Annotated in this window: 22 protein-coding genes and 2 pseudogenes; 9 read left to right on the top strand and 15 right to left on the bottom strand. The window is 64.7% G+C overall.

Annotated features, from left to right (window positions below):
- Positions 1-2: 2 nt before the first annotated feature.
- The 6 genes from AB4Z44_RS10525 to AB4Z44_RS10500 are packed head-to-tail and all read right to left on the bottom strand — an operon-like array spanning position 3 to position 5582.
- On the bottom strand, positions 3-971 hold the full coding sequence (locus tag AB4Z44_RS10525; RefSeq protein ID WP_404713982.1) for a type II secretion system F family protein: 969 nt from the start codon (positions 969-971) through the stop codon (positions 3-5).
- On the bottom strand, positions 968-2212 hold the full coding sequence (locus tag AB4Z44_RS10520; protein WP_404713981.1) for a pilus assembly protein CpaE: 1245 nt from the start codon (positions 2210-2212) through the stop codon (positions 968-970). Before AB4Z44_RS10520 ends, AB4Z44_RS10525 begins: the two co-directional genes overlap by 4 nt.
- Positions 2212-2577 carry a CpaD family pilus assembly lipoprotein gene (locus AB4Z44_RS10515; RefSeq protein ID WP_404713980.1) on the bottom strand — a complete coding sequence of 122 codons (366 nt, stop codon included), beginning with the start codon at positions 2575-2577 and terminating at the stop codon, positions 2212-2214. The genes AB4Z44_RS10520 and AB4Z44_RS10515 overlap by 1 nt, the downstream gene beginning before the upstream one ends.
- A 16-nt stretch (positions 2578-2593) precedes the next feature.
- Complete coding sequence (locus AB4Z44_RS10510) at positions 2594-4078, bottom strand: type II and III secretion system protein family protein (protein WP_404713979.1); 1485 nt, start codon at positions 4076-4078, stop codon at positions 2594-2596.
- Positions 4079-4082: 4 nt separating this feature from the next.
- Positions 4083-5054: a Flp pilus assembly protein CpaB gene (cpaB, locus tag AB4Z44_RS10505; RefSeq protein WP_404713978.1), complete on the bottom strand. Its 972-nt coding sequence runs from the start codon at positions 5052-5054 to the stop codon at positions 4083-4085.
- 60 nt (positions 5055-5114) lie between these two features.
- Positions 5115-5582: a prepilin peptidase gene (locus AB4Z44_RS10500; protein WP_404713977.1), complete on the bottom strand. Its 468-nt coding sequence runs from the start codon at positions 5580-5582 to the stop codon at positions 5115-5117.
- An 89-nt stretch (positions 5583-5671) separates the two neighbouring features.
- Here AB4Z44_RS10500 and AB4Z44_RS10495 point away from each other — a divergent pair, with 89 nt between their 5' ends.
- Positions 5672-6727 carry an NAD(P)/FAD-dependent oxidoreductase gene (locus AB4Z44_RS10495; protein WP_404713976.1) on the top strand — a complete coding sequence of 352 codons (1056 nt, stop codon included), beginning with the start codon at positions 5672-5674 and terminating at the stop codon, positions 6725-6727.
- A gap of 8 nt (positions 6728-6735) precedes the next feature.
- On the opposite strand, the gene AB4Z44_RS10490 is transcribed toward AB4Z44_RS10495, so the two are convergent.
- Genes AB4Z44_RS10490 through AB4Z44_RS10470 form a run of 5 tightly spaced genes read right to left on the bottom strand, consistent with a single transcriptional unit; the run spans position 6736 to position 11442 of the window.
- Positions 6736-7983 (bottom strand): N-succinylarginine dihydrolase, encoded by a 1248-nt coding sequence (locus AB4Z44_RS10490; RefSeq protein WP_404713975.1) that lies wholly within the window; start codon positions 7981-7983, stop codon positions 6736-6738.
- A 57-nt stretch (positions 7984-8040) separates the two neighbouring features.
- Positions 8041-9057 (bottom strand): arginine N-succinyltransferase, encoded by a 1017-nt coding sequence (locus AB4Z44_RS10485; protein WP_404713974.1) that lies wholly within the window; start codon positions 9055-9057, stop codon positions 8041-8043.
- Positions 9058-10017, bottom strand: a complete 960-nt coding sequence (locus AB4Z44_RS10480) for a YdiY family protein (protein ID WP_404713973.1) — start codon at positions 10015-10017, stop codon at positions 9058-9060.
- A 10-nt stretch (positions 10018-10027) separates the two neighbouring features.
- A complete protein-coding gene (locus tag AB4Z44_RS10475; protein ID WP_404713972.1) occupies positions 10028-10498 on the bottom strand; it encodes an RNA pyrophosphohydrolase in 471 nt (156 codons plus the stop codon).
- Positions 10495-11442: an alpha/beta hydrolase gene (locus AB4Z44_RS10470; protein WP_404713971.1), complete on the bottom strand. Its 948-nt coding sequence runs from the start codon at positions 11440-11442 to the stop codon at positions 10495-10497. Before AB4Z44_RS10470 ends, AB4Z44_RS10475 begins: the two co-directional genes overlap by 4 nt.
- A gap of 104 nt (positions 11443-11546) precedes the next feature.
- Here AB4Z44_RS10470 and AB4Z44_RS10465 point away from each other — a divergent pair, with 104 nt between their 5' ends.
- Together AB4Z44_RS10465 and AB4Z44_RS10460 are read left to right on the top strand one after the other, a co-directional pair.
- Positions 11547-11963 carry a hypothetical protein gene (locus tag AB4Z44_RS10465; RefSeq protein WP_404713970.1) on the top strand — a complete coding sequence of 139 codons (417 nt, stop codon included), beginning with the start codon at positions 11547-11549 and terminating at the stop codon, positions 11961-11963.
- Positions 11964-12061: 98 nt separating this feature from the next.
- Positions 12062-13351, top strand: coding sequence for an SGNH/GDSL hydrolase family protein (locus AB4Z44_RS10460; RefSeq protein ID WP_404713969.1), 1290 nt, complete (start codon positions 12062-12064; stop codon positions 13349-13351).
- Positions 13352-13381: 30 nt separating this feature from the next.
- Here AB4Z44_RS10460 and AB4Z44_RS10455 read toward each other — a convergent pair whose 3' ends face one another.
- Positions 13382-14083, bottom strand: a complete 702-nt coding sequence (locus tag AB4Z44_RS10455) for an SDR family NAD(P)-dependent oxidoreductase (protein ID WP_404713968.1) — start codon at positions 14081-14083, stop codon at positions 13382-13384.
- 62 nt (positions 14084-14145) lie between these two features.
- Positions 14146-15606, bottom strand: coding sequence for an amidophosphoribosyltransferase (gene purF / locus AB4Z44_RS10450; RefSeq protein ID WP_404713967.1), 1461 nt, complete (start codon positions 15604-15606; stop codon positions 14146-14148).
- Between the two features lie 144 nt (positions 15607-15750).
- On the opposite strand from purF, the gene hisI reads away from it, so the two are divergent.
- The 4 genes and pseudogenes from hisI to AB4Z44_RS10430 all read left to right on the top strand — a co-directional run bounded on the left by hisI (position 15751) and on the right by AB4Z44_RS10430 (position 19154).
- On the top strand, positions 15751-16119 hold the full coding sequence (gene hisI / locus AB4Z44_RS10445) for a phosphoribosyl-AMP cyclohydrolase (RefSeq protein WP_404713966.1): 369 nt from the start codon (positions 15751-15753) through the stop codon (positions 16117-16119).
- 54 nt (positions 16120-16173) lie between these two features.
- Positions 16174-17786 (top strand): annotated as a pseudogene (locus tag AB4Z44_RS10440) (NAD(P)/FAD-dependent oxidoreductase).
- 12 nt (positions 17787-17798) lie between these two features.
- A complete protein-coding gene (locus tag AB4Z44_RS10435; protein ID WP_404713965.1) occupies positions 17799-17978 on the top strand; it encodes a hypothetical protein in 180 nt (59 codons plus the stop codon).
- Between the two features lie 3 nt (positions 17979-17981).
- A complete protein-coding gene (locus tag AB4Z44_RS10430) occupies positions 17982-19154 on the top strand; it encodes an NAD(P)/FAD-dependent oxidoreductase (protein WP_404713964.1) in 1173 nt (390 codons plus the stop codon).
- A 45-nt stretch (positions 19155-19199) separates the two neighbouring features.
- On the opposite strand, the gene AB4Z44_RS10425 is transcribed toward AB4Z44_RS10430, so the two are convergent.
- Positions 19200-19601 carry a hypothetical protein gene (locus tag AB4Z44_RS10425; RefSeq protein WP_404713963.1) on the bottom strand — a complete coding sequence of 134 codons (402 nt, stop codon included), beginning with the start codon at positions 19599-19601 and terminating at the stop codon, positions 19200-19202.
- Between the two features lie 231 nt (positions 19602-19832).
- Positions 19833-20445, bottom strand: a pseudogene (locus AB4Z44_RS10420) (TetR/AcrR family transcriptional regulator).
- 222 nt (positions 20446-20667) lie between these two features.
- On the opposite strand from AB4Z44_RS10420, the gene AB4Z44_RS10415 reads away from it, so the two are divergent.
- Positions 20668-21837, top strand: coding sequence for an efflux RND transporter periplasmic adaptor subunit (locus tag AB4Z44_RS10415; protein ID WP_404713962.1), 1170 nt, complete (start codon positions 20668-20670; stop codon positions 21835-21837).
- 67 nt (positions 21838-21904) lie between these two features.
- A complete protein-coding gene (locus tag AB4Z44_RS10410; protein WP_404714210.1) occupies positions 21905-24991 on the top strand; it encodes an efflux RND transporter permease subunit in 3087 nt (1028 codons plus the stop codon).
- The last annotated feature ends 1 nt before the right edge of the window (position 24992 follow it).

Raw genomic sequence — 24992 nt, 5'->3', positions numbered from 1 at the left:
CCTCAGATCTCGAAACTGATCATCTTGGCCATGATGAACACGCCGATGCCCATCCATACGCCGCCGCCCGAAGCGGCGATGATAAGCCGCGGATCGGAAAAGAAAGTGCCCATATATTCGGGATTTATGTACCAGATCAGGCCGAAGACGATGAAGGGCAGGGATCCGATGATGTAGGCCGAGGCCTTCGATTCGGACGACATCGCCTTGACCTTGAGCTTCATCTGCATGCGTTTGCGCAGCACGTCGGCCAGGTTGGACAAGGTCTCGGCCAGATTGCCGCCGGTCTCGCGCTGGATCGCCAGTGTGATCACGAAGAACTGGAACTCGGGCATGTTGATGCGCTCGGCGCTTTCTTGAAGTGCCATCTCCATCGTCCGGCCGATGCGCATGCGATCGGCGACCCCGCGAAATTCGCTGCCGACCGGCTCAGGAATCTCGTTGCCGACGACGCCCAAGGTCTCCGAAATCGGCAGGCCGGCGCGCAGGCCGCGCACGAGCAACTCGATGGCGTCGGGAAAGCGGATGACGAAGGCGGCGGTGCGGCGCTTGGCCAGGCTGCCGATCACATAGTGGGGGAGGCCTATGCCTACCAACAGCCCTACGAAGAAGGTCAGCGGGAACGGCGTGCCGCGGATAGCCAGCAACAGCCACGTCGTGACCGTCAGCCCCGCGCACGTGATCGCGTATTGGCTCAGCGTCCAGCTCCGCCCGGTCATCTCGATACGCTTGCGTAGCAAGTCGCGATTGGGGATCAGCCGCTGGAAGCGATTGTCGAGCGCACTCGTGCGCTGCGCGGTGATGCGGCGCATTTGCGTTTCGATGATGTTGCCGGAGCCATGCCGCGCCTTGACCGCTTCCAGCCGACGTTTGGAATGGCGGCGCGCGGGGTTGCGGCTGAGCAGCACGGCCAGCAGTACCATGCCGCACAGCACTATGACCGCGGCTAGCAGCAGCGGCGAGACGATCACGGGGCGGGCTTGCGCGGCATGAGCCCGCGCATGCTGGCGAAGCGGCCGAGCAAGGATTTGCTCTTCTTGTCCTCACCGTCGCCGGTGACGAGTTCGGCGAGGACGGCGTAGGCCAGTCCGACCTTGCCCGTCTTCGCAATTTCGTGGATCGGCTTGCCATGCTTGGCGGCCTGCGCGGCGAGCTTGAGATCGTAGGGGAGCACGACGTCGACCTTGCGCTCGACTGACGCTTCGAAGTCCTTGCGAACCACCTCTTCCTGGCCCGAGGGCGGCACCTTGTTGGCGACCAGCACCACGCGCGTTGCCGGTGCATTGGCCTTGAGCCAGGAGAGGATGCGGATCGTATCGCGCGTCGCGGCGAGCGTGAATTCGGTGACGATGATGGTGACGCCGACATCGAGCAGCAAGGTCGGATGCTGAACCAGCATATGACGCGGCAGATCGATGACAGTGCATTCGCACGCGCCCTTCAACTCGTCCTGAAGCTGGAAAAAGGCCGCGCCGTCGCCGGTCAGCGGCTGGCTCATCGGTGCCTCGGCCGAAAGCACGCCGAGCCTGTCGTTCACGCGCACCAGCGCGCGTTCGATGAACAGGCCATCAATTCGGCTGGGGTTTTCGATCGCGTCGGTCAGGCCGCGTCCCGGCTCCAGATCGAGCGCGAGCGCGCTGGTGCCGAAATGAACGTCGAGATCGAGCAAGGCCGTGGAACGGCGTTCGGCCAGCATCGTCGCAACCGCGACGCCCACGGTCGAACTGCCCGACCCCCCGCGCACGCCGACCACCGCTACGGCCAGATGTGGGGTCGCACTCGCCGCGTCGGCCGCGCGCGCACCCATCTGCACCGCCTGGGCGGCGACGATCGCGTCGTGCAATTGCTCCTGCGAGAATGGCTTGAGCAGATAATCGTGCAGACCCGCGTTGATCAGGTCACGATAGAAATGCACGTCGTTGACGTGGCCGCAGGCGATCACCATCGTGCCGGGCTCGCATACTTCCGCCAGCCCGTTGATATCCTCGATCGGATCTGCGGAGTCGGACAGATCGACCAGCAGGATGCTCGGCGACGGCGATACGGCGAGGCTCTGCGCGGCATAACGCACCCCGCCATTGTGAATGCGCTCGAGCGGCCAGCCGAAGGCGAGCGCCGCGGCGCGGGCGACATCTTCCGAATCGAGATCGCTCATGAAGGCGCTGAACGGATCGCGCGTACCGATGCGCTGTGGAGGGAAGGGGGCGTTCACTAGTTGGCTGCCTTGGCGCTGATTTTCTCGACGGTGTTGCCCTTGCCGGTCGTTCCGGCGTCGCGGAGCGCCTTGAGCGCCCGCACCGCGGTTTCGGCCAACGATGTCGCCTCGCTCTTGCCGCGGACCAGATCCGCCGGATCGGCGACCATCGCAGCGAGATTGACGGCAGAGGCGCACCCATAATTGGACGACTGGCCTTCCTGCTCGCCGCGCTCCTCGGGTTGCCAGTTGGGGCAATGCGGCACGGTCGCGCCGGCTTCGCTGACGACCGGCTGATGCGTCGAGACGAGCCCGCGATCGCCGGCCGCACAACCCGTCAAGGCGATCGCCGCGGCGACCATGGTGAAACAGCTACGGATCATGGCGAACTCCATCGCTTTAACGCGAGACCGAAGGGGTGACGGTTGTGGTCGGCTTGGGCCGATCCAAACCGGGGACGCTCGCGTCGCTCTTGCCGAGCAGCACGCGCTGGGCGGTCGTGGCCGAACGATAGCCGTCGGTCGGCAGGGCGATCCGGTTCGCATCGACCGGCTTCACCAGATAGGGGGTGACCACGATCATCAGCTCGGTCTCCTGCTTCTGGAAGCTGTTCGATCGGAACAGCGCCCCGATGATCGGCAGATCGCCTAGCACCGGCGCCTTCGACGTGCTGTTGTTGTGGCTGTTTTGGAGTAGTCCGCCGATCACGAAGCTCTGGCCCGAGCCGAGCTCGACCGTCGTTTCGGCCCGGCGGGTGCTCAGGGCGGGAATGGTGAAACCGCCAAGCTTGACCGATCCCGAATCCGAAAGCTGAGACACTTCGGGGCGTACCCGCATCGAAATGCGCCCGCCTGACATCACCGTCGGGGTGAAGGACAGGCTCACGCCATATTGCTTGAACTCGACCGAGACCGTGCCAAACCCCTGGCTCTGCGGGACCGGGATCTCGCCACCCGCGAGGAAGCTCGCGGTTTCGCCCGACAGTGCGGTCAGATTGGGCTCGGCCAGGGTCGTGACGAGCCCGTCATCCTCAAGCAGTTGCAGCGTCGACAGCAGGTCCAGGCCGAAGGCGTGACCGGCAAAGCCCAGGGTCGTGCCGGCGATATTCTTGAACGAGAAGATCGTCGAAAGCGGTCCGCCGCCCGAATCGGCATCGACCGTACCGCTCGTATTGGTCTTGATCGTGCCCGGGTCGCCCTGACCGATGCCGAACAGGAAGCCGCCGCTGCTGTCGCGGCTCGCGAGGTTCATGCCGATCGTGCGTGCGACACTGCGACTCACCTCGGCGATCTTGACCTGCAGATTGACCTGTTGCGGTGTCGCGACCTTGAGGTGATTGAGCACGGTCACCGTGCCGCCGGTGAATTTCTGCGCCAGATCCTCGGCATCGGCGGCGTCCTTGGGCGCCAGCACGGTGCCGGTGAGCAGGATCATGCCCGAAAGTGGGGTCGCGGTGATATCCGCCTCGGGCATCGCCGCTTTCAGCATCTGCCCGACATCGGCCAGATTGTTGCCGACCCGCACGTTGGTCGACCACAGGACGGCGCCGGACCGGTCGGTGGCGAATACGGTCGTCTGACCCGCCGTCTTGGCAAAGAGATAGATGCCGGTCGGACCCTTGACCTGAACGTCGGCGACCTTGTCGTCGGCGACGAATACGCCGGCCATTGGGCGCGGCAGGCGGATCAACTGCCCGCTGCCGACCGACATCGTTACCAGCCGTGCCGGCATTTCGGCCCTGGCCGCCGATGGTGCGGTGCCGCCGCCGTCGCCATGCGGTGCCTCGGCGCGGACAGGCGAGGCCATGGCGGCCAGCGTGGCGGTGGCGATCGCCAGGATCAGGCTGGAGGCGCCCGGGTGACGGAGCGCGTTTGCGAAACGCATCAATTCAATTCCTACCCAGCGGGATTTCGGTGACCGCATTGCCGCGGGCGATGATGATGGATGGCCCGTTCACATGCGGCACGGGGCTGGTGGTGACGCTCGGCTTGGGGGGCACGTTGGTGCGTTGGAAACGCGAAACGTCGCCGCCGGTCGAGAAGGTCGTGTTGCTGTCGATCGGCTGCGATGCGATCTGGATCAGCGCCTGCCTTTCGGCCCTGGCATCGCCCGGCGCCTCCATCTCGCCGGCTGCGATCTTGCGCTCTAACTCCATCTTGTCGTCTGCGATCGAGCGCAGCGACAGCGACAGTGCTCCGATCGTCTGCGCGACCGCGATCTTTTCGGAAAGCTTGGGCGTCACCTCGAGGGTTACGTTGGAAAATGCGGTGACGATCGTCTTGCCCTTGTCGTCGGTGGGTTTGTCGGTCTTCTGATCGGTGGCGAGGACGCGCACATTGCGCACGATCGTCTCGGCCACCTTGAGCGGCTGGCCGTCGCCGCCGCCCGTGACCGTCTGGGTCAGCAGCAGATCGACGCGGTCGCCCGGGAAGACGAAACCGCCGACGCCGCTCAGCGGCGAGACCGGTATGGTGATGGCACGCATGCCCGGCGTGAGCGCCGCGGCGAGGAAACCACGATCGCTCGGTCGGATTAGCGCGCCCTGCGTGATCGGCTGTCCCGCCGTGATCGGATAGCGCACCACGGTGCCGGTCAGATTCTGCGGCGGCTGGCCGCTCTTCAGATAATAAGCGTTATCGATGAGGTCCTTCGGCCACGGCTGGAAACGATAGGAATCGGCGCCGATGATCGTGCCGGTCGGCAGTGTGCGGGTAGCGACCAATACCTCGGGGCCGGCCGGTGCGGCCGGAGCCGCCGCGGCAGCCGGGTTGGAACCGCTGAACATGCTTCGTGCCAGGAATGCGCACACGATGGCGAACACCAGCGCGCCCACCATGAGCATAAGCCTTCTGACATTCATGGTGTGCGAAAAATCCCCAAAAGAACCATCGTGTCACCGACTAACGGTGAGAGGGGAAAGTCATGCGCCTGTGTTAGTTAAAATATCGTTGGTCACCAACAGCAAGGCTGATGCTGAAATTGCCACACCATAGGGAATTTCGATCTTACCTGTATTTTTACGTAGGTAGTAATAAATCAACATTCCGATCGTGATCACACCACCTGCGAGGGCCATCCACACGAGCAACAAGAAAATCTTGCCGAGCGGCATCCACAAAGCGAGAGCGGAGATCATCTTGACGTCGCCGCCGCCCATCATTCCGATGATGAAGCAGCCCGCGAAGATCGCGAGCACCCCGCCGGCGAGGCCGATCTGGATCAGCATATCGTGGGCACCCAACCCGGCGGCGAACCAAAAAGGGATCGCCAGCAATGCGATCGCGGCGTTCAGCCAGTTGGGGATGATCCGCGATCGGATATCGCCCACCGCTGCGACGATCAGGAGTGCGGCGAGAATGATCAGGAGGATCGAAGCAGGGTTAATCACCCGCAAAGGCTAGACGGCAGCACTTGCCAAAACGTAACCGTCGCGCTGTGTCGAAATACGTAGCCGATATCGCCATCGTGGGCTCAGGAATGGCCGGCGCCAGCCTTGCGGCGGCGATCGGATCGCGCGCGCGCGTCGTGCTCGTCGAGGCCGAATCGCAGCCGGGCTATCATACGACCGGGCGTTCGGCGGCCTTCTGGTCCGAAAGCTATGGCGGCCCGGTGATCCAGCCGCTGACGACAGCATCGGGGCCGTGGCTGCAGGCGGGCGGCTATCTCAACCCGCGTACCTGCGTCCATGTCGCCGACGAAGCCGGTCGCCCGGCTCTTGCGGCGCTCATCGCGGACCTGGATTTGGGCGGAATAGACTGGACGTCGCTCGACCGGGCCGGACTCGAGGCAACCGTTTCCGGCCTTGCCACTGCCTTCGCCTGGGGTGTGCGCGAACCGACCGTCTGCGACATCGATGTTGGCAGGCTTCATGCCGACTATCTGACGGCGGCGCGGCGCGCCGGCGCGGTTTCGTTGGTGGACGCTGCCGTGCTGGCGGCCGAGTCGGTGCCAGGCGGTTGGCATCTCGAGACGCGAGCCGGAACGGTCGACGCGACGATATTGGTCAATGCCGCCGGTGCCTGGGCCGATCAGGTGGCGGGTCTGGCGGGCGTCAGACCGCTGGGGGTACAGCCCTATCGACGTACCGTGGTCCAGATCGCGACCGATCCGCCGGCACCGTCCGGTCTGCCGCTCGTGATGGACGCGGAAAAACGCTTCTATTTCAAGCCTGAGCCCGGCGGGCGGCTTTGGCTGTCGCCGCATGACGAATCGCCGATGCCACCGAACGATGTCGCACCGGAAGAACTCGACATCGCCATCGCGATCGATCGCTTCGAACATGTCGTCGATTGGCGCGTGCTCAAGCGCGAACGCGCATGGGCGGGCCTGCGCAGCTTCGCCCCCGATCGCGCGCCCGTCTATGGTTTCGATCCGGCCCGGCCGGGCTTCTTCTGGTTCGCGGGGCAGGGCGGCTTCGGTATCCAGACGGCCCCGGCTGCAGCCGCGATCGGCGCGGCGCTGCTGCTCGCCGAGGCGATGCCCGCCATGACAGCGACTATCGACGTGGAGCGCTTTGCGCCGGAGCGCTTCTAGCGAGGGGCTCAGATCAGCTCGCGCAACCCCAAGCTCTCGAACAGCGCTGCGCGCGCCGTTTCGGCCCGCGCCCACAAGGCGGGATCGTCGAGATCCGCAATCGAGATCTGTTCTGGCCAATAAAGCCGGACGAGCTCCGCGATCATGTCCAGCTTTGCCCCGTCGATCATGAAGCGCGGGTCGACCGTCGCCGGATCGCACACCACGCGCAACCGCAGGCAGGCCGGCCCCCCGCCATTGCGCATCGACTGGCGGACGTCGACCAGTTCCAGCCGACGGATCGGCCCGTTGCCGGCGATCATCGTCTGCAGCCATGTCCAGACGTTCGGATTCTCCTGCGCCTCGGCGGGCAGGATGAGTGCCTGATCACCTTCGGGCAGGGTCACGAGCTGGGCGTTGAACAGATAGGAGCTGACCGCGTCCTTCAGGCTCACCGCGGCAGCGGGCACCTCGACGATCGCCACCTCGGGCAACAGGCTGCGCAGCGCTGCGTAGAAGCCGTCCCGGTCCGCGAACGCCTGCTCATGTGCAAACACGGTGAGGCCGTCGGCTACCGCGACGACATCGTTGTGAAACGCGCCGGCGGCGATCGCGATCTCGGACTGGGCGACATGGAGCGTGCGATCGGGATCGAGACCGTGCGCGCGTGCGACGGCGCGTCCGGCCTCGGCGTGCTGGCGTACGGGAAAGCCGCCGCCGCCCACGCCGTGGACGAAGATCTCGACTCCAGGGGCATTGTGCGTCGGTGCCAGACGCATGTGATTGGCGGCCCCCTCATCCCCGAACGGTGTCGGGACCGGGCCATGGACCGCGAAGCCCTCGCCCGCGAATGCGATGCGGAGCTGCGCCAGCGTCTCGGGCCATTCGTGGCTGCGATGGGGCATCGTCATCAGGTTGGCCACGGTCAGGTGGCACAGTCCGTTGGCGGTATCGGCGGCGGGCGAGACCGTCGCGGCATTGGCAGCCCACATCGCCGAGGCGGAGAGTGCCGATGCGCGCATCCACGGCTCGGCGGTAGCCAGCGTGGTCGAAAGGCTCTCGATCCAGCCGCGGTTAGGCCGGCGATGTGGCAACAGGATGCCTTGCGCGAGTCCGAGCGCCAGGTTGGCGCGCATCTTGGCAATGCCTTCCAGTGCCGCATCGCGCGGTCGCGACGCCAGCCCGGCATTGGCGCTTGCAGCGAGATTGCCAGGGCTAAGCCCGGCATAATTATGGCTCGGACCCACCAGCCCGTCGAAATTGATCTCGCGGATCACCGCCCGGCCCCCCCGCTGATCGACGGGAAAAAGGGTGCTACGGCATGACGCGCGCCATCAATGTGCGACATGCAAAACCCTGTCACCGACTGAAAGCCCAAGCATTTCAGAGGCAACTTCGTCCACGACGATACCCCCCTCGGCGTCTTTCACTTGGGCAAACCCGCACCGGAAGCTCTCCAGCCGTCCCGTCGACAGGAGCGCTTTGCGCCCCTTGCCGCCATCGATGCCCACGATGGTCGCTTCCACCGCATCGCGTACGCTACGAACCTGATCGGTCTGCGCGCACATGGTCGGCCCGCCATCGAAGATGTCGAGATAGCCCTGCGCCGTGAAGCCCTCGCTCTCCAGCATGCGCATGGCGGGGCGGCCGGTGGGGTGGGGCAGGCCGATCACCGCGCGCGCGCTGTCGGGGAGCATTGCCGTATAGATCGGGTGCTTGGGCATCAGATCGGCGATGAACTGGTGGCCGCGGATCGCATTGAACTCGTCCGCCTCGCGGAAGCCCATGCCGAAGAAGCGCCCGGCCAGTCCGTCCCAGAATGGCGCGGCTCCGGTTTCGTCGATCACCCCGCGCAATTCGGCGATCAGCCGATCGGCAAAGCGCGCACGGTGCTGCCGAATGAACAGATAGCGGCTGCGCGCGAGCAGCAGACCGAGCCCGCCCGCCCGGTAACGCGGGTGGAGGAACAGCCCACCCACTTCCGACGACCCTTCGAGATCGGTCGTCAAGGTCAGCATCTCCGCGCGGAAACTCCGTCCGAGCTCGGCCGAATGCTGGGTCAGCGTGCCGCGGCGATAGGAATAGAAAGGATGGATCTCGCCGACACGCGCCATGATCTGCGATGTGCCTGCGACCCGGCCATGCTCGGGATCTTCCAGCATCAGCATGTAGCGATCGTTGTGGAGGCCGTCCTCGGCGCGCGCGAAGGCGGCGTCCAATTCGGCCAGCTTGGCGGCGAGCGCGCCGCGATCGGCCGGCAGGTTGGTGAAGCCGGTGCCGGCGAGCTTCGCCATCTCGTAGAGCGAATCGAGGTCCGCCGAGCTGGCGGGGCGGATGAAAGCCTTGGTCATTCAGAACCCATAGACCAAAGTTGCGCGCGTTACCGTATCGAGTGCGTGCGCGCCTTCCGGCGCATTCTGCTCGTACTGGATATTGTATGAGAATTTGGCCTTGAGCGCGCCGATCAGCGTCGTCTCGAGCGCGCTGGTGGCGCTGATCGTGGTGTCCTTGGCCTCGAAGAAGAGCGCCGCGTCCTGACTGATCGAGACAGTCGGGCTAAGGGCGATCTTGCCCGTCAGCGATGCGCGCGCCGCGACCGTATTGTGAGTCGGTTCGTCGGTATAGTCGGTATGGCGGAAGGCCGGGCCGCCCTCGACCTCCAGCTTGGCATTGCTGGTTGCCAGAACCGTATAGCCAACGCCCGCGCCGAGCGTGAAGCGGCTGTTGTAGCCGAGCGTCCGGTCATGCTCATATTGGGTAAGGCCATAGGCGTAGAGCCGCTCGTCGAATTTGTAGTTGGGCTGCCACGCCGCGATCAGGCGCTCGGTGGTGGTGACATTGTCGGTCTGCTGCACATCGAGCCGCGCCGAGAATTTCTGACGCCAGTCGAGCCCGTCGCGCGCCAGCTTCGCCGAAGCATAGATGCCCAGGCTGCGAGTGGTTCCGGTCGATCGGCTGGCACCAGCCTCCAGCTCACCCTTCCAGATTTCGAAGAAGCGCGCCTGCTGGATGCGGATTCGTTCGCGCTCCTGCGCATCCTTGCGGGTGGCGGCCAGAACGGCGGCGTCACCCGCCGCGAGCCGGTCGATCACTGCCACTTCGTTGGGAAAGGTTGCCTTCGCAACCCCGACCACCGCGTTGATCGTCGCATCGTCGCCGGTGCGGTAGGCGGCGGCGATCATCGCGGCGAGCGTGTCGATGGGATCGTTGTCGGCGGGCAATATCAGGGGAGGCCGTGCGGGATCGGCCGCCACTGCGATGGCCGGAGTGAACAGCAACAGCAGCGCGGCAACCATGGGGTACCGGATCATGGGCCTCGCCTTAGCTGAGCTGTGGAGCGAACTCCGCCAGCACATCGATGTAGAGCTGGCGCTTAAACGGAACGATCATGTCGGGCAGGTGAACCGGATCGGCCCATTTCCACGCGCGGAATTCGGGATGCTCGGTCTGCAGATCGATATCGGCGTCGTTGCCGAGGAAGCGCATCAGGAACCATATCTGGCGCTGCCCACGATATCTGCCGCGCCACAATTTCCCGACCAGGTCGGGTGGCAGATCATAATCGAGCGGCTTCGATGCCTGCGCAATGATCTCCACCAGATCGGCCGTGATGCCGGTCTCCTCCTCCAGCTCGCGTAGCGCACCCGCCTCGGCATCCTCGCCCGGATCGAGCCCGCCCTGCGGCATCTGCCACGCTTCGAGGCTGTTATCGAGCCGCTGGCCGACCCAAACCCTGCGATCGGCATTGATCAGCATGATCCCGGCGGCGGGGCGATAGGGCAGGTCCGTCATCGTTGGGCCTCGGCGATCATGAGCTTGAGGTGCGCCAGACAGTCGGCAACGTCGGTCACCGCCGATGGGAGGGCGCGGCGCAGGTTGATGAAGCCGTGCACCGTGCCGACCGCCTCGCGATAGATCGTCGGGACGCCGGCTTTGGCGGTCGCAGCGGCATAAGCGCGCCCCTGATCGCGCAACGGATCGAGCGAGGCTGTGATCACAAGGGTCGGGGGCATGCCGGTCTGGTCGGCACGGATCGGCGCGCCACGCCAATGGGCGACGTCGGCGCGATAGGCGTCGTCGAAATAGCTTATGCTGTCCTTGGACAGGACATACCCGCTCGCGAAATCGTGGTAAGATTGGTAGCCGGGGCATTCGTCGACCAAGGGGTAGATCGGCCATTGCGCGAGTACGGGCGCGACAGCGGGCACGTCGCGCAGCGCCATCGCCGTGACGATCGTCAGCGTGCCGCCGGCGCTGTCGCCCGTCAGGACGAGCCCGGTTATGCGTCGGCCGAGCTCATTGGGGCTCCCCGCCACCCAGCGCGCCGCGGCCTCGCAATCGTCGGGCGCGGCCGGCCAGCGATTTTCGGGGGCAAGCCGATAGTCGACCGCGATCACCGGCAGATCGAGCGTGCGGGCGATCTCCGCGCAGATCGGGGCGTGGCTGTCGAGATCGCCGAATACGAAGCCGCCGCCGTGGAAGAACATGACCGCCGGCCCGGGCGCGCGATCGGCGCGCGGATCGAACAGGCGCAGCGGAATATCGCCGTCCGGTCCTTGGCAAGTGAGATCGCGCATCACCGCCAGCTCGCCGACCGGCAGATCGGCCAGGTCCTTCATGCCCCGCATCGCCGTGCGGGCGGCGTCGACCTCCATCTCGTGCACCTTCGGGCCGGGCTGGGCATTGAGAAAGGTCAGGAAAGGGAGGACGTCGGGGCGGACATAAGGTTCAGTCATGAAGCGGGCTTTCACTCTTTGGCGGCGCGGATCAAGTTTGTGTTCAGCCGGAGCGGGCTTATGGCACGACGATGACAGCCGGAAGCCGCCTTATGAAACGCCTGATGCCGATCCTTCTCGTCGCCATAGCCAGCGGCGCCATCGCCCAGCAGCCCGCACCGCCGGTGCGGCCGGCTACTCCACCCGCCGCAGGCGCGCCCTCGGTGAAGAAAATTCCGGGCCTGTCGGACGACGGCAACGCCATCTACGCCAAGGTCTTCGGGACGCCTGATCCGCAATTGCTCGCCACCGCGCGGCAGCAGCGGCAGGTCCAGTCGTCGATCACCGGCATGGCGATGGGCACCACCGTCAACGTCGACAAATTGGCGGATCTGCTCAAGCAGCGCGATGCGCTCCAGCTCCAGTTCCGCACTCGCCAGAACGAGCTTACGATCGCCATGTTGCGCCAGCTGACCGACGATGACCGCGGTATCTACCTGCGCTACGCGATGACGCCTCCGCCGCCGCCGGCGCCCCGTTAAAATTCGATCGTATCTCGCCCATTATCTGAGCTCTTGTTAACCATTTCTTTGCCTTCGGACCCTTAGGCGCGGCCGGGGCAATCTGGGGGAATTGAGCAATGCTGTTCGGATGGATCGGCGACAATATCACCGCGACGACATTGGATTTTCCTTTCACATCGTTGGTGCCGTCGATGCTCGGCACCGCCATCGCTCCACCGGCAGGCGCTAGGCCAGTCGTCTCGGGTCATCCCGGCAAGACTTCGGCCGAGATCGCGCCGTTCCTGCAAAAGGCGTTGATCGACGCCGGTTGCGACACGATCTTCCTGCTCGCCGGGGCGCATGATGCCGAGCAGAATGTGCCGATCGCCAGCTATGCCGCGACCATGCTCGGCATGTTCGATACCGTCCGGAAGGCAGGCGCGAAATTGTTCGTGCTGACCATTCCTCCGCCACGAAATGATGAAGATGGCGAGACGGCTCGCCTCGCCATCGACATCCAGAATTACTGGCTCCGCCAGACCGTGCCCCAATATGGCACGCTGATCGATATCCACCCCGTGCTGGTCGATCCCGATACGGGCTATCTGATCGGTGCTTACTGGAGCAAGGAAACGGGCCGGCTGCGCAATGCCGGGCATTTCGCGATAGCGCAGGAAATCGTCCGCGTGTTGCGCGCTCCCGTGATGGCGCTGCCGGAAATCGGCCGCGTGGTCGATGGCTATTCGACGTTCAACCTTGTCTCGAATCCGTGGATGCAATCGGGCACGGCGGGTTGGCGGTTGTCGCCCAATACAACGGGCACCGGCTATCTCTCGCGCGCGGCGGACACGACCGGGCTGATCGAGACCGGCGCGTTCCTGGAACTCGATGTCGGTGGCGAGGAGGCGGCGGATTATTGCTATTTCTACTCGCTCGGTAAGAGTTACGACACCGCGTGGACCAATGGCGATGTGCTGGCCTTCTCGGCCAAGATGCAGGTGATCGATCTATCCGGAGACTGGCTCGCCCAGAACGTGATCTACGGGGGCACGGCGTTCGGCGATGTGTTGGTCGTCAACGGGAATACTGCATGGCCGATCGAGCGCCTCGGCGTTCAATGGCCTGGTACGCTCGTCGAGGAGGGCGTCTATAATTTCGGCCCGATCCTCAAGACCTTCACTGTGCCGGCCGATCTCACGTCGCTCCAGATCTGGCTGCGCTGCAAAGTCCCGGCAGGATCGAATTACAAATTCCGCTTTGGTGAGATCGGGGTGTTCAATCTGACACAATCCGGCCTGTTGGCCGCGCCGACAAAGCTAACCGAGGTCGATCCCAAGCCGATGGCCGCGCCGGTTCCGGAGCCCGCGACTGCGACCAACGGGGCACGCTCGGCGAAGGTGCTGGGACGCTACCGTATCGGTCGATAATCGATCGGGGGCGCCGTCGGGCGCTCCCGCTCAGCCGATCCGCAGGCGGTGCCCGGTGGGAAAATCGCTCTCCAGCAGCGCGGCAATCGCTTCGCCCACTGCTGCGGGCTGCTTGATCGTGGTGGGGTCCTCGCCCGGATAGGCATCCTTGCGCATCGCGGTGGCGGTGGCGCCGGGATCGACGATCGCGACGCGCAGATCGATCAGATCGGTCATCTCCTCGGCATAAGCGAGCGTCAACGTCTCCAACGCTGCCTTGGACGCGCCGTAAGCGCCCCAATAAGCGCGGGGGGTCGCGGCCACGCTGGAGGTGAGCACCGCCATTCGCGCCGCGTCGCTCCTGCGCAGCAGCGGATCGAACGCGGCGATCAATGCCTGGTTGGCGCCGACATTGAGCGTCAGCAGTCGCGAAAATTCCTTGGGATCGATCGACGGCACCGGCGCCAGCGTGCCGAGCATCGCTGCGTTGAGCACGAGCAGATCGAGCTTGCCCCAACGCTGCGCGACGGCGTCGGCGAGGCGGCCGATCAAATCGCCGTCGATCAGATCGATCGGTGCGATCGTCGCGGTGCCGCCAGCCTTGTGAATCGCTTCCTCGGTCTCCTCAAGACCGCCCGGCGTGCGCGCGACGAGAACGATATGCGCGCCTCTGGCGGCCAGGGCTTTGGCGGTGGCGGCGCCGATGCCGCGCGAGGCGCCGGTGACGAGGGCGATCTTGTCGGTGAGTGTCATGCGGGCGCCTTAGCGGATCGGGACCGATTTAAAATCCTCCCCGTTCCCGGGGAGGATTCAGGTCACACCAAGACTCGCTCGTCCAGCAGCGCAAACTGGTCCGGGATCGCGATGTCGTCGTGGTCGGTCAGCGGGGTCGGATAGTCGCCGGTGAAGCAGGCGTCGCAATGCGTCGGCAGCGCGGCGTCGCGTCCTGCTTCGCCCATCGCGCGATAAAGGCCATCGACCGAAACGAAAGCAAGGCTGTCGGCGCCGATATAGTCGGCCATCTCCTGGACCGTCATCCGCGCGGCAAGCAATTTCGCGCGCTCGGGCGTGTCGACGCCGTAGAAGCAGCTATGCCGTGTCGGTGGCGATGCGATGCGCATATGCACTTCGGTCGCGCCCGCATCGCGCATCATCTGCACGATCTTGAGGCTGGTCGTACCGCGCACGATCGAATCGTCGATCAGGACGATGCGCTTGCCTTCCAGCAAAGCGCGATTGGCATTGTGCTTCAGCTTCACGCCCAGATGGCGGATATTGTCCGCCGGCTGGATAAAGGTGCGGCCGACATAATGCGATCGGATGATGCCCAGCTCGAACGGCACGCCCGCTTCCTGCGCATAGCCGATCGCCGCCGGCACGCCCGAATCGGGTACGGGGATGACGTAATCGACATCGACCGGATTTTCGCGCGCCAGCTCGGCGCCGATCGCCTTGCGTACGCCATAAACCGACTGTCCGCCGGTCACCGAATTGGGTCGCGAGAAATAGACATGCTCGAACACGCATGGCCGCGCGCGCACCTCGGCAAAGGGGCGGAGCGAGCGCATGCCGTTCTCGGACACGATTACCAGTTCTCCGGCATCGACCTCACGCACGAACTCGGCGCCGCACACGTCGAGCGCGACGGTTTCGGACGCGAAGATGATCGCGTCGCCCAATTTGCCCATCACCAGCGGCCGGATGCCGAGCGGATCGCGGCATGCGATCATGCCCTCCGGCGTCATGCAGATGAGCGAGTAGGCTCCCTCGACCTTGCGCAGCGCGTCGATGAAGCGATCGATCAGGGTGCGGTAGCTGGAGGTGGCGACCAAGTGGATGATCGTCTCGGTATCGCTGGTCGATTGGAAGATCGATCCGCGCTTCACCAGCTCTCGCTTGAGTTTCATCGCGTTGGAGATGTTACCGTTATGTGCGACCGCGAACCCGCCCGAGGCGAGCTCGGCGAAGAGCGGCTGCACGTTGCGCAACGCGGTTTCGCCGGTGGTCGAGTAGCGGACGTGGCCGCAGGCGACGCTGCCCGGCAGCCCGCGAATGACATCGTCACGGTCGAAATTGCCGGCGACATGCCCCATCGCGCGGTGCGCATGGAAATTGTCGCCGTCCCAGCTGGTCACACCCGCGGCCTCCTGGCCGCGATGCTGGAGGGCGTGCAGACCTAACGCGACGACGGCGGATGCCGTCTCGCTGCCATATACGCCGAAAATACCGCACTCCTCACGGAGCTTGTCGTCATCGAAGGGATTTGTGGTGAGCATTTCCCTGCCTTGGCTCGGGTGCATGGCCCATATAGAGACGGCTTTCCGAATTGTCGCCCTTTGTGACGCGGGTGTGACCAAGTTTTCTGGGGATAGGCTGCCTTTGCGGCCACAGTCGTAATTTTACCTAGGCGGAACAACGAGATGAGCGACGACGACGTCGAGCAGGGCACTATCCTCCGGCCACGCTGGGATGCGAACGGGCTGATCACGGCGGTCGTAACCGATCACGCCAGCGGCGAAGCGCTGATGCTCGCTCATATGAATGCCGATGCACTGGCTCGCACGATCGAGAGCGGCGTCGCCTGGTTCTGGTCGCGCTCGCGCGGACGGCTGTGGAAGAAAGGTGAAAGCTCGGGGAACGTGCTGGCGGTGGTCGAGATTCGGATCGATTGCGATCAGGACGCGATCTGGATCCGCGCGAATCCTGCCGGCCCGGCGTGCCACACGGGCGAGCGGAGTTGTTTCTACCGGCGGATCGAGGGTGAAGTGCTGGTGCGGGACGAACAATAAGCCCCCGTGCCGGGGAGGATATCTCCTCGTCGCCATACGCTCTAAAGGGCCCCGATGCTCCGCATCACCGAACTCAAGCTCCCGCTCGGCCATCCGCCCGAGGCGCTGCGAGATGCGATTCTCGAACGCCTCGGCATTCCGCCTGCCGATCTGCTCTCATTCGAGATCGCCCGCCGCGCCAATGACGCCCGGCGCAAGTCGGCGATCCTGATGGTCTATTCGGTCGACGTGCAGGTGCGCGACGAGGCCGCCGTCGCGATCGACCAGCACACCCGGCCGACCCCCGATACCGATTACCGCTTCGTCACGCAGGCTCCCGCCAACTGGTCGGGCAAGCGCCCGGTCGTAGTCGGGGCCGGCCCTTGCGGGCTCTTCGCCGGGTTGATCTTAGCGCAGATGGGCTTCCGCCCGATCATCGTCGATCGCGGCAAGGTCGTGCGCGAACGGACGCGGGATACATGGGGATTGTGGCGGCGATCGGTGCTCGACCCCGAATTGAACGTCCAGTTCGGCGAGGGCGGGGCAGGCACCTTTTCCGACGGTAAGCTTTGGAGCCAGATCAAGGATCCGCGCTTTCTCGGCCGCAAAGTGCTGACCGAGTTCGTGAAAGCGGGCGCGCCCGAGGAAATTCTGACCGAGGCACATCCGCATATCGGCACCTTCCGCCTAGTGACGATGGTCGAATCGATGCGCGCGACGATCGAGGCGCTCGGCGGCGAATATCGCTGGAGCCATCGCGTCGAGGATATCGATGTCGAGACCGCCAGCGACGGGCGCCGCCGCATTCGCGCGTTGCGGTTCCAGACCGGCGAGGTCCTGGAGGCCGATCATGTCGTGCTGGCACTCGGCCATAGCGCACGGGACACGTTCGCGATGCTGCACGCGCGCGGCGTCCATATCGAGGCCAAGCCCTTCTCGATCGGGGTCCGGATCGAGCATCCGCAAAGCTGGGTCGATCGTGCGCGCTTCGGTCCGTGTGCCGGCCATCCCGATCTCGGCGCTGCGGCTTATACCTTGTCGCACCACTGCGCCGACGATCGCACCGTCTACAGCTTCTGCATGTGCCCGGGTGGGAGGGTGGTCGCGGCGACGTCCGAAGAGGGCCGCGTCGTCACCAATGGCATGAGCCAATATTCGCGTGCCGAGTTCAACGCCAATTCGGGACTGGTGGTCGGCATCGATCCCGAACGCGATTATCCCGGGCATCCGCTCGCCGGGATCGAACTCCAGCGCAAATGGGAAAGCGCGGCCTTTGTCGCTGGCGGCTCGACCTATGCGGCCCCCGGCCAGCGGGTCGGCGATTTCCTCGCCGGACTGCCGTCCACGGCGCTGGGCGAGGTCAATCCGTCCTACAAGCCGGGCGTCCACCTGACCGATCTGGCGCAATGCCTGCCGGATTTCGTGGTCAGGGCACTGCGCGAGGCGTTGCCGGTGTTCGGCCGCCAGATCGCCAACTACGATCACCCCGATGCGATGATGACCGGTGTCGAGACGCGCACCTCTTCGCCGGTGCGAATCACGCGCGGCAAGGATTTCCAGAGCCTCAACACCGCCAGTCTCTATCCGGCGGGGAGGGGGCGGGCTATGCCGGCGGAATCCTCTCCGCCGCGATCGACGGGATCAAGGTGGCCGAGGCGGTGGCGCTCAGCATCCTTGCCGCCCACTGATAAGGAAAACCAATGGCCGAGAAATTCGAACGACATCGCCAACCGTGGCGGCAGGACGAGATCCAGAAGCTCCACACACTCGCCAAGAAGGGCATGGCGCTGAAGGCGATCGCCAAGGCACTGACCCGCAGCGAGGAATTGGTCAAGGAGCGCGCCAAGCTCGACGGGCTGTCGATCGCCAAGCTTCACTGACGCATGGCTGGTTATGATGCGATCATCCTCGGCGCGGGCGCGGCCGGGCTGATGTGCGCTAGCGTGGCGGGGCAGCGCGGCAAAAGCGTGCTGCTGATCGATCATGCCGACCAACCCGGCAAGAAGATCCTGATCTCTGGCGGCGGGCGCTGCAACTTCACCAACATCCACACCGCGCCCGATCGCTATCTTTCGGCCAATCCGCATTTCGCCAAATCGGCGCTGGGGCGATACGCGCCGCAGGATTTCATCGATCTGGTCGATCGCTACGGCATCGCGTGGCACGAAAAGACGCTCGGCCAGCTCTTCTGCGATGGGTCGGCGAAGCAGATCGTGGCGATGCTGGTCGAGGAATGCGCCAAGGGCGGAGTAGAGATCGCCTGTGGTGCGTCGATCGGCGGCGTCGAACATCGCGATGGGATGTTCCATGTCGCGTGCGGCGCGCGGACGGCGGCAGCGCCCGCGCTGGTGATCGCGACCGGAGGTCCGTCCATCCCGAAGATGGGTGCGACCGGCTTCGCCTATGAACTGGCGCGCAAGTTCAGGCTCAAGGTCGTCGAGCCGCGCCCGGCCCTGGTGCCCTTGACGCTTGGACCCGGAGAAGCCCTGTTCCACGCACTCGCGGGTGTTTCGGCCGAGGTCATGGCTGTTTGTGGAAAGGTGCGATTCCGCGAAGCAGCCCTGTTCACGCATCGCGGCCTCTCGGGGCCAGCGATCCTGCAGGTTTCGTCCTACTGGCGGAATGGAGAGACTATCGGCATCGATTTCCAGCCAGATCGTGCGCCCGGCTGGCTGCGGGAGGCCAAGCGCGCGATGCCGCGCGCAACGCTGTCGAAAATACTGGCGGAGGGGCTGTCGGATCGGCTGGCGATCGCTCTGGCAGATCGACTTGGGATAGTCGGCGAACTGGCCAATCTCACTGACGTAAAGCTCGAAGCGGCCGAACGCCGCATCGCCGATTGGCGGTTTACGCCGAGCGGAAGCGAGGGGTTCGCCAAGGCGGAGGTTACCGTCGGCGGGATCAGCACCGCCGATCTGTCGTCGCAGACGATGGAGGCCAGGAAGGTGCCGGGGCTTTATGCGATCGGCGAGGCCGTCGACGTTACCGGCTGGCTCGGCGGCTACAATTTCCAGTGGGCCTGGGCCAGCGGCTGGGCAGCGGCGCAAGCTCTATAAAGTAGAGCAGTCGCCCCTGCGGAGACAGGGGCGACTGACATTGCCTCAACCCCGCGCGAACTTGACCGCACGGGTGCTCAGGATGCTTTCCAGCACCGTCTCGGCCTGATTGGGCGAGAAGCCGGCGTCGCGAAAGGCCGCCAGCTCCGACGGGGGCACATTGTGGCCGCGGTGCCAGGCGAAGACCGCAAAGCGGCGCAGCGCCTCCAGCCGGGGATTGGCCAGGCGGGGTTCGCCGCGACCGCCGAAGATGCGCGACAAAGCCGAACCGATCCGGCCGGGTGTGCGCAGGCTGCCCAGGCTGTCGCGCCGGGCGAGTGCCACGACCAGCCATTCGAGCGCGGAAAAGCCGCTGGCATGCGCCGTGACCTCGGGTTCCGCGCGCGGCGCGAAGGCGGTGGAGAGCGAGCCGGACAATTCGGCTTCGCGGAAATCGATATAGGCCATGGCAAATACTCCCCGGCTGCGGGCGATCGGACTGGCGCGCATGCAGGAATGCACACGCCAGCGGGGTCCGGTCGCCCTCGGCTCTAGAATTTATCGGCTTGGAGAGCTTGCGCTTCGATGAAGCAAGCTGCCCTCCTTCGATACTGATCGGTATATAAATCAGTCGGGGGGGCGTCAACCGCTTTCTGTACTGATCGGTATTTTTCTTTTGGAAGAGTTTTGCGTGAGTGCCTAGCGGCTCGGCCAGACCTGCAGGCTGGTGTCGACCAGATGCTCGAGATCGGCGCGGGTGGCGCCGGCGCTGGCCTGCACCGACATGCCCTGCATGATCGCCATCAGGTACCGCGCAAGGCCTTCAGGTTCGATATTGGCGGGGAGGTCGCCCGAAAGGCTCGCCTCGCGAAAGCGTTCGATGATCGCTTTCTCCGAAGCGGCGCGGCGCGCGACGACTTCGGAGCGAATTGAAGTCGGCGTGATCGGTGCAGGCGACGCTGCTGACGACACCGAAGCAGCCGACCGGATCGCAGCCGCTGGTGATGATGTCCAGCGAACCGTTGAGCATCCGCTCGGCGACGCCGCGCGCGGTCGGCGCGGCCAGCGCGGACTGGACGTAGGCCAGTTTCTCGCGGCCGTAGAGGTCCAGCGCCTTGCGAAACAACTCTTCCTTGTTGCCGAAGGCGGCATACAGGCTCGGGCGGGTGATCCCCATCGCCTCGGTGAGATCCGTGAGCGACGCGCCGTCGAAGCCCTTGCGCCAGAAGACGCGCAATGCGGCAGCCAATGCCTGATCGACGCAAAATTCGCGCGGACGGCCTTTAGGGGTAGCGAGGGTCGGGCTTTCCATAACGATCGGTATATATAGTTTTTTCGATTTTCGTCGAGTCCTCGGCACTAAGTATATGATCGTAGCGGCGTATCCCGGAAAATTTGATACCCCGCAGTATCAATTTTTTGCGCAAGGGCCACGGAAGCAGTTGCTTGCGGCCATGTTGCGTTGCATCAGGGCGGTGTGAATCGGCTCAACAACGATCTCTCGGCGCAGGCCTGCCCTTCTCCGAGGCGCCCGATGCGTGCCACTCTTCTGAGTGGCGCCACGGTCATCGCAGCCGCACTGGCTTTGGCCGGTTGCGGCAAGAAGGCCCCTCCCACGCCGCCGCCGCCCGAGGTCGGCTACGTCGTGCTCCAGACCGAGCCGGTGACACTGTCGAACGAGCTCCCCGGCCGGACCAACGCGACCTTGCAGTCCGATGTCCGCCCCCAGGTCAACGGCGTGATCAAGGCGCGGCTCTTCACCGAAGGTGCGATGGTCCATGCCGGCCAGCCGCTCTACCAGATCGATCCGGCGCTTTATCGCGCCGCGCGCGATCAGGCCGCGGCGGCGCTCGCGCAAGCCAAAGCGGCGGTGGTGACCGCTGACGCCAAGGCTGCACGCTACAAGAGCCTGCGCGATATCGAGGCGGTGAGCCGGCAGGATATCGACGACGCGATCGCTGCCGCGGGCGAGGCGCGCGCGCAGGTGCAGCAGGCGCAGGCCAATCTCAATACTGCCAATACCAATCTCGGCTATACCCGTATCGTCGCGCCGATAAGCGGCAGGATCGGCCGGTCTGCCTTCACGGCGGGTGCTTTGGTGACGGCGAGTCAAGCCGATGCGCTGGCGACGATTCAGCAGCTTGATCCGATTTACGTCGACATCACCCAGTCGAGCGCGCAGCTCGTGTCGCTGCGACGCGCGCTGGCCAAGGGCAGCGTGCTGCCGGCGTCGGCGCAGGTGCATCTGAAGCTTGAGGACGAAAGCGACTATCCGTTCACCGGCACGGTCGAATTCTCCGAGGTGAATGTCGATACGACCGCGGGCACGGTGACCATTCGCGCGCGCTTCCCCAATCCGCAGCGCATGCTGCTGCCGGGCATGTTCGTACGCGTGATGACCCCCCAGGCGACCGTGCCGCAGGGTATCTTGGCGCCGCAGGACGGTATCAGCCGCGATCCCAAGGGCAATGCCACGGCGTTGGTGGTCGGGGCCGATAACAAGGCGGAGATGCGCAGCGTCACCGCCGGCCGCGCGATCGGCGACAAATGGCTGATCACGGCGGGCCTCAAGGCCGGCGACAAACTGATCGTCGAGGGCACTGGCAAGGCTCGGCCCGGCGCGCCGATCAAGCCGGTCCCCGCCGGATCGGTAACGCCGGCGCCCGCCGGGCCGGGCGGACCCGCAGCCAAGCCGGCAGGCTGAGCGCGTGAATATAAGCCGTTTCTTCATATCCAGGCCGATCTTCGCCTGGGTGCTCGCGATCGGCGTGATGCTGTGCGGCATCGGCGCGATCCGCTCGCTCCCGATCGCGCAGTTTCCGGACGTCGCCCCGCCGACGGTCCAGATCAGCGCGACCTATCCCGGCGCCAATGCCCAGACGCTCGAATTGAGCGTCACCCAGCCGATCGAGCAACAGCTTACCGCGCTCGACGGCATGCTCTATTTCTCGTCGAGCTCGCAGGCCAATGGCAGCGTCAGCATCAGTGTCACCTTCGCCAAGGGGACCAACCCCGACACGGCGCAGGTGCAGGTGCAGAACCGCGTCCAGCAGGCCCTGCCGCGCCTGCCGCAGCAGGTGCAGCAGCAGGGCGTCACCGTCACCAAGGCGAGCAACGACTTCCTGATCGTGGTCGCGGTCTACGACACCAAGAACCGCTCGCAGCCGCCGGACATGGCGGATTACCTCGTCACCAATTTCCAGGATTCGATCTCGCGCGTACCCGGCGTCGGCCAGACGCAGGTGTTCGGGTCGCAATATGCGATGCGCGTGTGGCTCGATCCTTACAAGCTCGCCGCCGTTCAGTTGATGCCGAGCGACATCTCGTCGGCCATTTCGGCGCAGAATATCGATGTTTCGGCCGGCCAGATCGGTCAGCCACCTTATCCAGCGGGCCAGCATCTCAGCGCCACCGTGACCGCCCAGTCGCGCCTGACCACGCCCGACGAATTCGCGAAGATCGTCGTCAAGACGCAGCCCGATGGCTCGGTCGTGCATCTTTCCGATGTGGCGCGGATCGAGCTCGGCAACGAGAATTACGGCTTTCTCGTCCATCTGCGCGGCTTGCCGGCCTCGGGCATGGCTATCCAGCTTGCGCCCGGCGCCGACGCGCTCAAGACGGCCGAGGCTGTCAAGACGCGGGCGCGCCAACTCGGCGCCAATATGCCCGATGGCTATCAGCTGGCGTTCCCGCGCAATTCGACCGCGTTCATCACGCTTTCGATCAAGGAAGTCGTGAAGACGCTGATCGAGGCGGTCGTGCTGGTCGTCATCGTCATGTTCGTCTTCCTGCAGAGCTGGCGTGCGACGCTGGTTCCAGCGATTGCGGTGCCGGTTGTGCTGCTCGGCACGTTCGGCGTGCTCGCTTTGTTCGGATATTCGATCAACACGCTGACCCTCTTCGGGTTGGTGCTTTCGATCGGCCTGCTGGTCGATGACGCGATCGTCGTGGTGGAGAATGTCGAGCGCATCATGGAGGAGGAGGATCTCTCCCCGCGTGAGGCGACCGCCAAATCGATGGACGAAATCGGTTCCGCGCTGGTCGGGATCGCGGTGGTGTTGTCGGCCGTGCTGCTACCGATGGCCTTCTTCGGCGGATCGACCGGCGTGATCTACCGCCAGTTTTCGCTGACGATCGTCTCGTCGATGCTGCTGTCGGTGCTGGTCGCCCTGATCCTGTCGCCGGCGATCTGCGCGACCCTGCTCAAGAAGCCCGAGAAGGATCGCGACAAAGGCAACGGTTACGGCGCGCGTTTCAATCGCTGGTTCGCCCGCCAGACCGATCGTTATATCAACGGCGTCCACAACGTCTTCGGACGCAAGATCATTGCGCTGGTGGGCTATGCCGCGCTCTTGGTGGTGCTCGTCCTGCTGTTCGTGCGCTTGCCGACCGGCTTCCTGCCGACTGAAGATCAGGGGCAGGTGATCGTCCAGTATACGCTGCCTTCGGGCGCGAATATCGATCGCACGCAAAAGGTCGAGAAGCGGATCGCGGATTATCTGCGGACCGAGAAGGACATCGAATATTTCTTCCAGGTGATCGGCTTCAGCCTGTCCGGATCGGGGCAGAATGCCGGTATCGCCTTCGTGCTGCTCAACCCGTTCGATCAGCGCCACGGGCAGAAGCATAGTGCGGGCGCGATCTCGATGCGCTCGACGATGAACTTCCAGGGAATCCGCGATGCGCAGGTGTTCGCGGTCCAGCCGCCGCCGATCCAGGGCTTCGGCCAGTCGAACGGCTTCACCTTCGAACTGCTGAACTCCACGGCGATGCCCGCCGCTCAATTCAAGGCGTTGCGCGACAAGGTCATCGGTGCCGCCAGCAAGGATCCGAAGCTCGCCGCCGTGCGCTCGTCGATCCTCGAGGATACGCCGCAGCTTCACGTCCAGGTCGATCCGACCAAGCTTGCGGTGCTCGGACTGACGCAGGCGAACGTCAATTCCACGCTGAGCGGGGCGTGGGGCAGCACCTATGTCAACGATTTCGTCGATCGTGGCCGCGTCAAGCGCGTCTTCATGCAGGGCGATGCGCAATATCGCTCGATGCCGTCCGATCTCGACAATTGGTTCGTGCGGGCGAGCAACGGCACGATGGTGCCTTTCTCCTCCTTCGCGACGACGAACTGGACCAATGGCCCGGTGACGTTGTCGCGCTTCAACGGCGTGCCGTCCTATGAACTGCAGGGGCAGGCCGGCGCTGGATACAGTTCGGGCGACGCGATGAAGCGGATCACCGAACTCGCCCAGGAACTGGCACCCGGTACGTCGGTGGCGTGGAGCGGGCTTTCCTATGAAGAGCAACTGTCGAGCGGGCAGGGGCCGTTGCTATACGGCATCTCGGCGGTCGTGGTCTTCCTTGCGCTCGCAGCGCTTTATGAAAGCTGGTCGGTACCGTTGTCGGTGCTGCTGGTGGTGCCGCTCGGCATGATCGGTGCGGCGATTGCGGTCACCTTGCGGGGTCTCGACAACAATATCTATTTCCAGGTCGGCCTGCTGACGACGATGGGGCTCGCGGCCAAGAATGCGATCCTGATCGTGGAGTTCGCCGAGCTTGCCTATCACCGCGGCGCCTCACCGCTGGATGCCGCGATCCAGGCTGCGCGGATCCGCCTGCGGCCGATCATCATGACGTCGATCGCGTTCATGGTGGGCGTGCTGCCGCTCGCGATCGCCAGCGGTGCGGGCGCGCAGGGCCGGATCGCGATCGGCACCGCGGTGCTCGGCGGCATGATCACCGCAACCGTGCTGGCGATCTTCCTGGTGCCGCTGTTCTTCGTGCTTGTCATCCGCGTGTTCGGGGGTGGCCGACATGAGGAAGCCGAAGACGAGGCGCAGCGCGGCGATGCGGTGCCGACATGAG

Source organism: Sphingomonas sp. MMS24-J13, from assembly GCF_044905095.1.
Classification (GTDB): domain Bacteria; phylum Pseudomonadota; class Alphaproteobacteria; order Sphingomonadales; family Sphingomonadaceae; genus Sphingomonas_I.
The sequence above is the reverse complement of the archived record's forward strand: the minus strand, read 5'-3'. Positions and strand labels throughout refer to the sequence as shown.

What these genes read in the sequence shown, in the direction of transcription:
- AB4Z44_RS10515 (WP_404713980.1), bottom strand. Translation starts at nt 2,577, where the DNA reads ATGATCCGTAGCTGTTTCACCATGGTCGCCGCGGCGATCGCCTTGACG.
- AB4Z44_RS10510 (WP_404713979.1), bottom strand. Translation starts at nt 4,078, where the DNA reads ATGCGTTTCGCAAACGCGCTCCGTCACCCGGGCGCCTCCAGCCTGATC.
- cpaB (WP_404713978.1), bottom strand. Translation starts at nt 5,054, where the DNA reads ATGAATGTCAGAAGGCTTATGCTCATGGTGGGCGCGCTGGTGTTCGCC.
- AB4Z44_RS10495 (WP_404713976.1), top strand. Translation starts at nt 5,672, where the DNA reads ATGGCCGGCGCCAGCCTTGCGGCGGCGATCGGATCGCGCGCGCGCGTC.
- AB4Z44_RS10485 (WP_404713974.1), bottom strand. Translation starts at nt 9,057, where the DNA reads ATGACCAAGGCTTTCATCCGCCCCGCCAGCTCGGCGGACCTCGATTCG.
- AB4Z44_RS10480 (WP_404713973.1), bottom strand. Translation starts at nt 10,017, where the DNA reads ATGATCCGGTACCCCATGGTTGCCGCGCTGCTGTTGCTGTTCACTCCG.
- AB4Z44_RS10475 (WP_404713972.1), bottom strand. Translation starts at nt 10,498, where the DNA reads ATGACGGACCTGCCCTATCGCCCCGCCGCCGGGATCATGCTGATCAAT.
- AB4Z44_RS10470 (WP_404713971.1), bottom strand. Translation starts at nt 11,442, where the DNA reads ATGACTGAACCTTATGTCCGCCCCGACGTCCTCCCTTTCCTGACCTTT.
- AB4Z44_RS10465 (WP_404713970.1), top strand. Translation starts at nt 11,547, where the DNA reads ATGCCGATCCTTCTCGTCGCCATAGCCAGCGGCGCCATCGCCCAGCAG.
- AB4Z44_RS10460 (WP_404713969.1), top strand. Translation starts at nt 12,062, where the DNA reads ATGCTGTTCGGATGGATCGGCGACAATATCACCGCGACGACATTGGAT.
- AB4Z44_RS10455 (WP_404713968.1), bottom strand. Translation starts at nt 14,083, where the DNA reads ATGACACTCACCGACAAGATCGCCCTCGTCACCGGCGCCTCGCGCGGC.
- purF (WP_404713967.1), bottom strand. Translation starts at nt 15,606, where the DNA reads ATGCTCACCACAAATCCCTTCGATGACGACAAGCTCCGTGAGGAGTGC.
- hisI (WP_404713966.1), top strand. Translation starts at nt 15,751, where the DNA reads ATGAGCGACGACGACGTCGAGCAGGGCACTATCCTCCGGCCACGCTGG.
- AB4Z44_RS10435 (WP_404713965.1), top strand. Translation starts at nt 17,799, where the DNA reads ATGGCCGAGAAATTCGAACGACATCGCCAACCGTGGCGGCAGGACGAG.
- AB4Z44_RS10430 (WP_404713964.1), top strand. Translation starts at nt 17,982, where the DNA reads ATGGCTGGTTATGATGCGATCATCCTCGGCGCGGGCGCGGCCGGGCTG.
- AB4Z44_RS10425 (WP_404713963.1), bottom strand. Translation starts at nt 19,601, where the DNA reads ATGGCCTATATCGATTTCCGCGAAGCCGAATTGTCCGGCTCGCTCTCC.
- AB4Z44_RS10415 (WP_404713962.1), top strand. Translation starts at nt 20,668, where the DNA reads ATGCGTGCCACTCTTCTGAGTGGCGCCACGGTCATCGCAGCCGCACTG.
- AB4Z44_RS10410 (WP_404714210.1), top strand. Translation starts at nt 21,905, where the DNA reads ATGCTGTGCGGCATCGGCGCGATCCGCTCGCTCCCGATCGCGCAGTTT.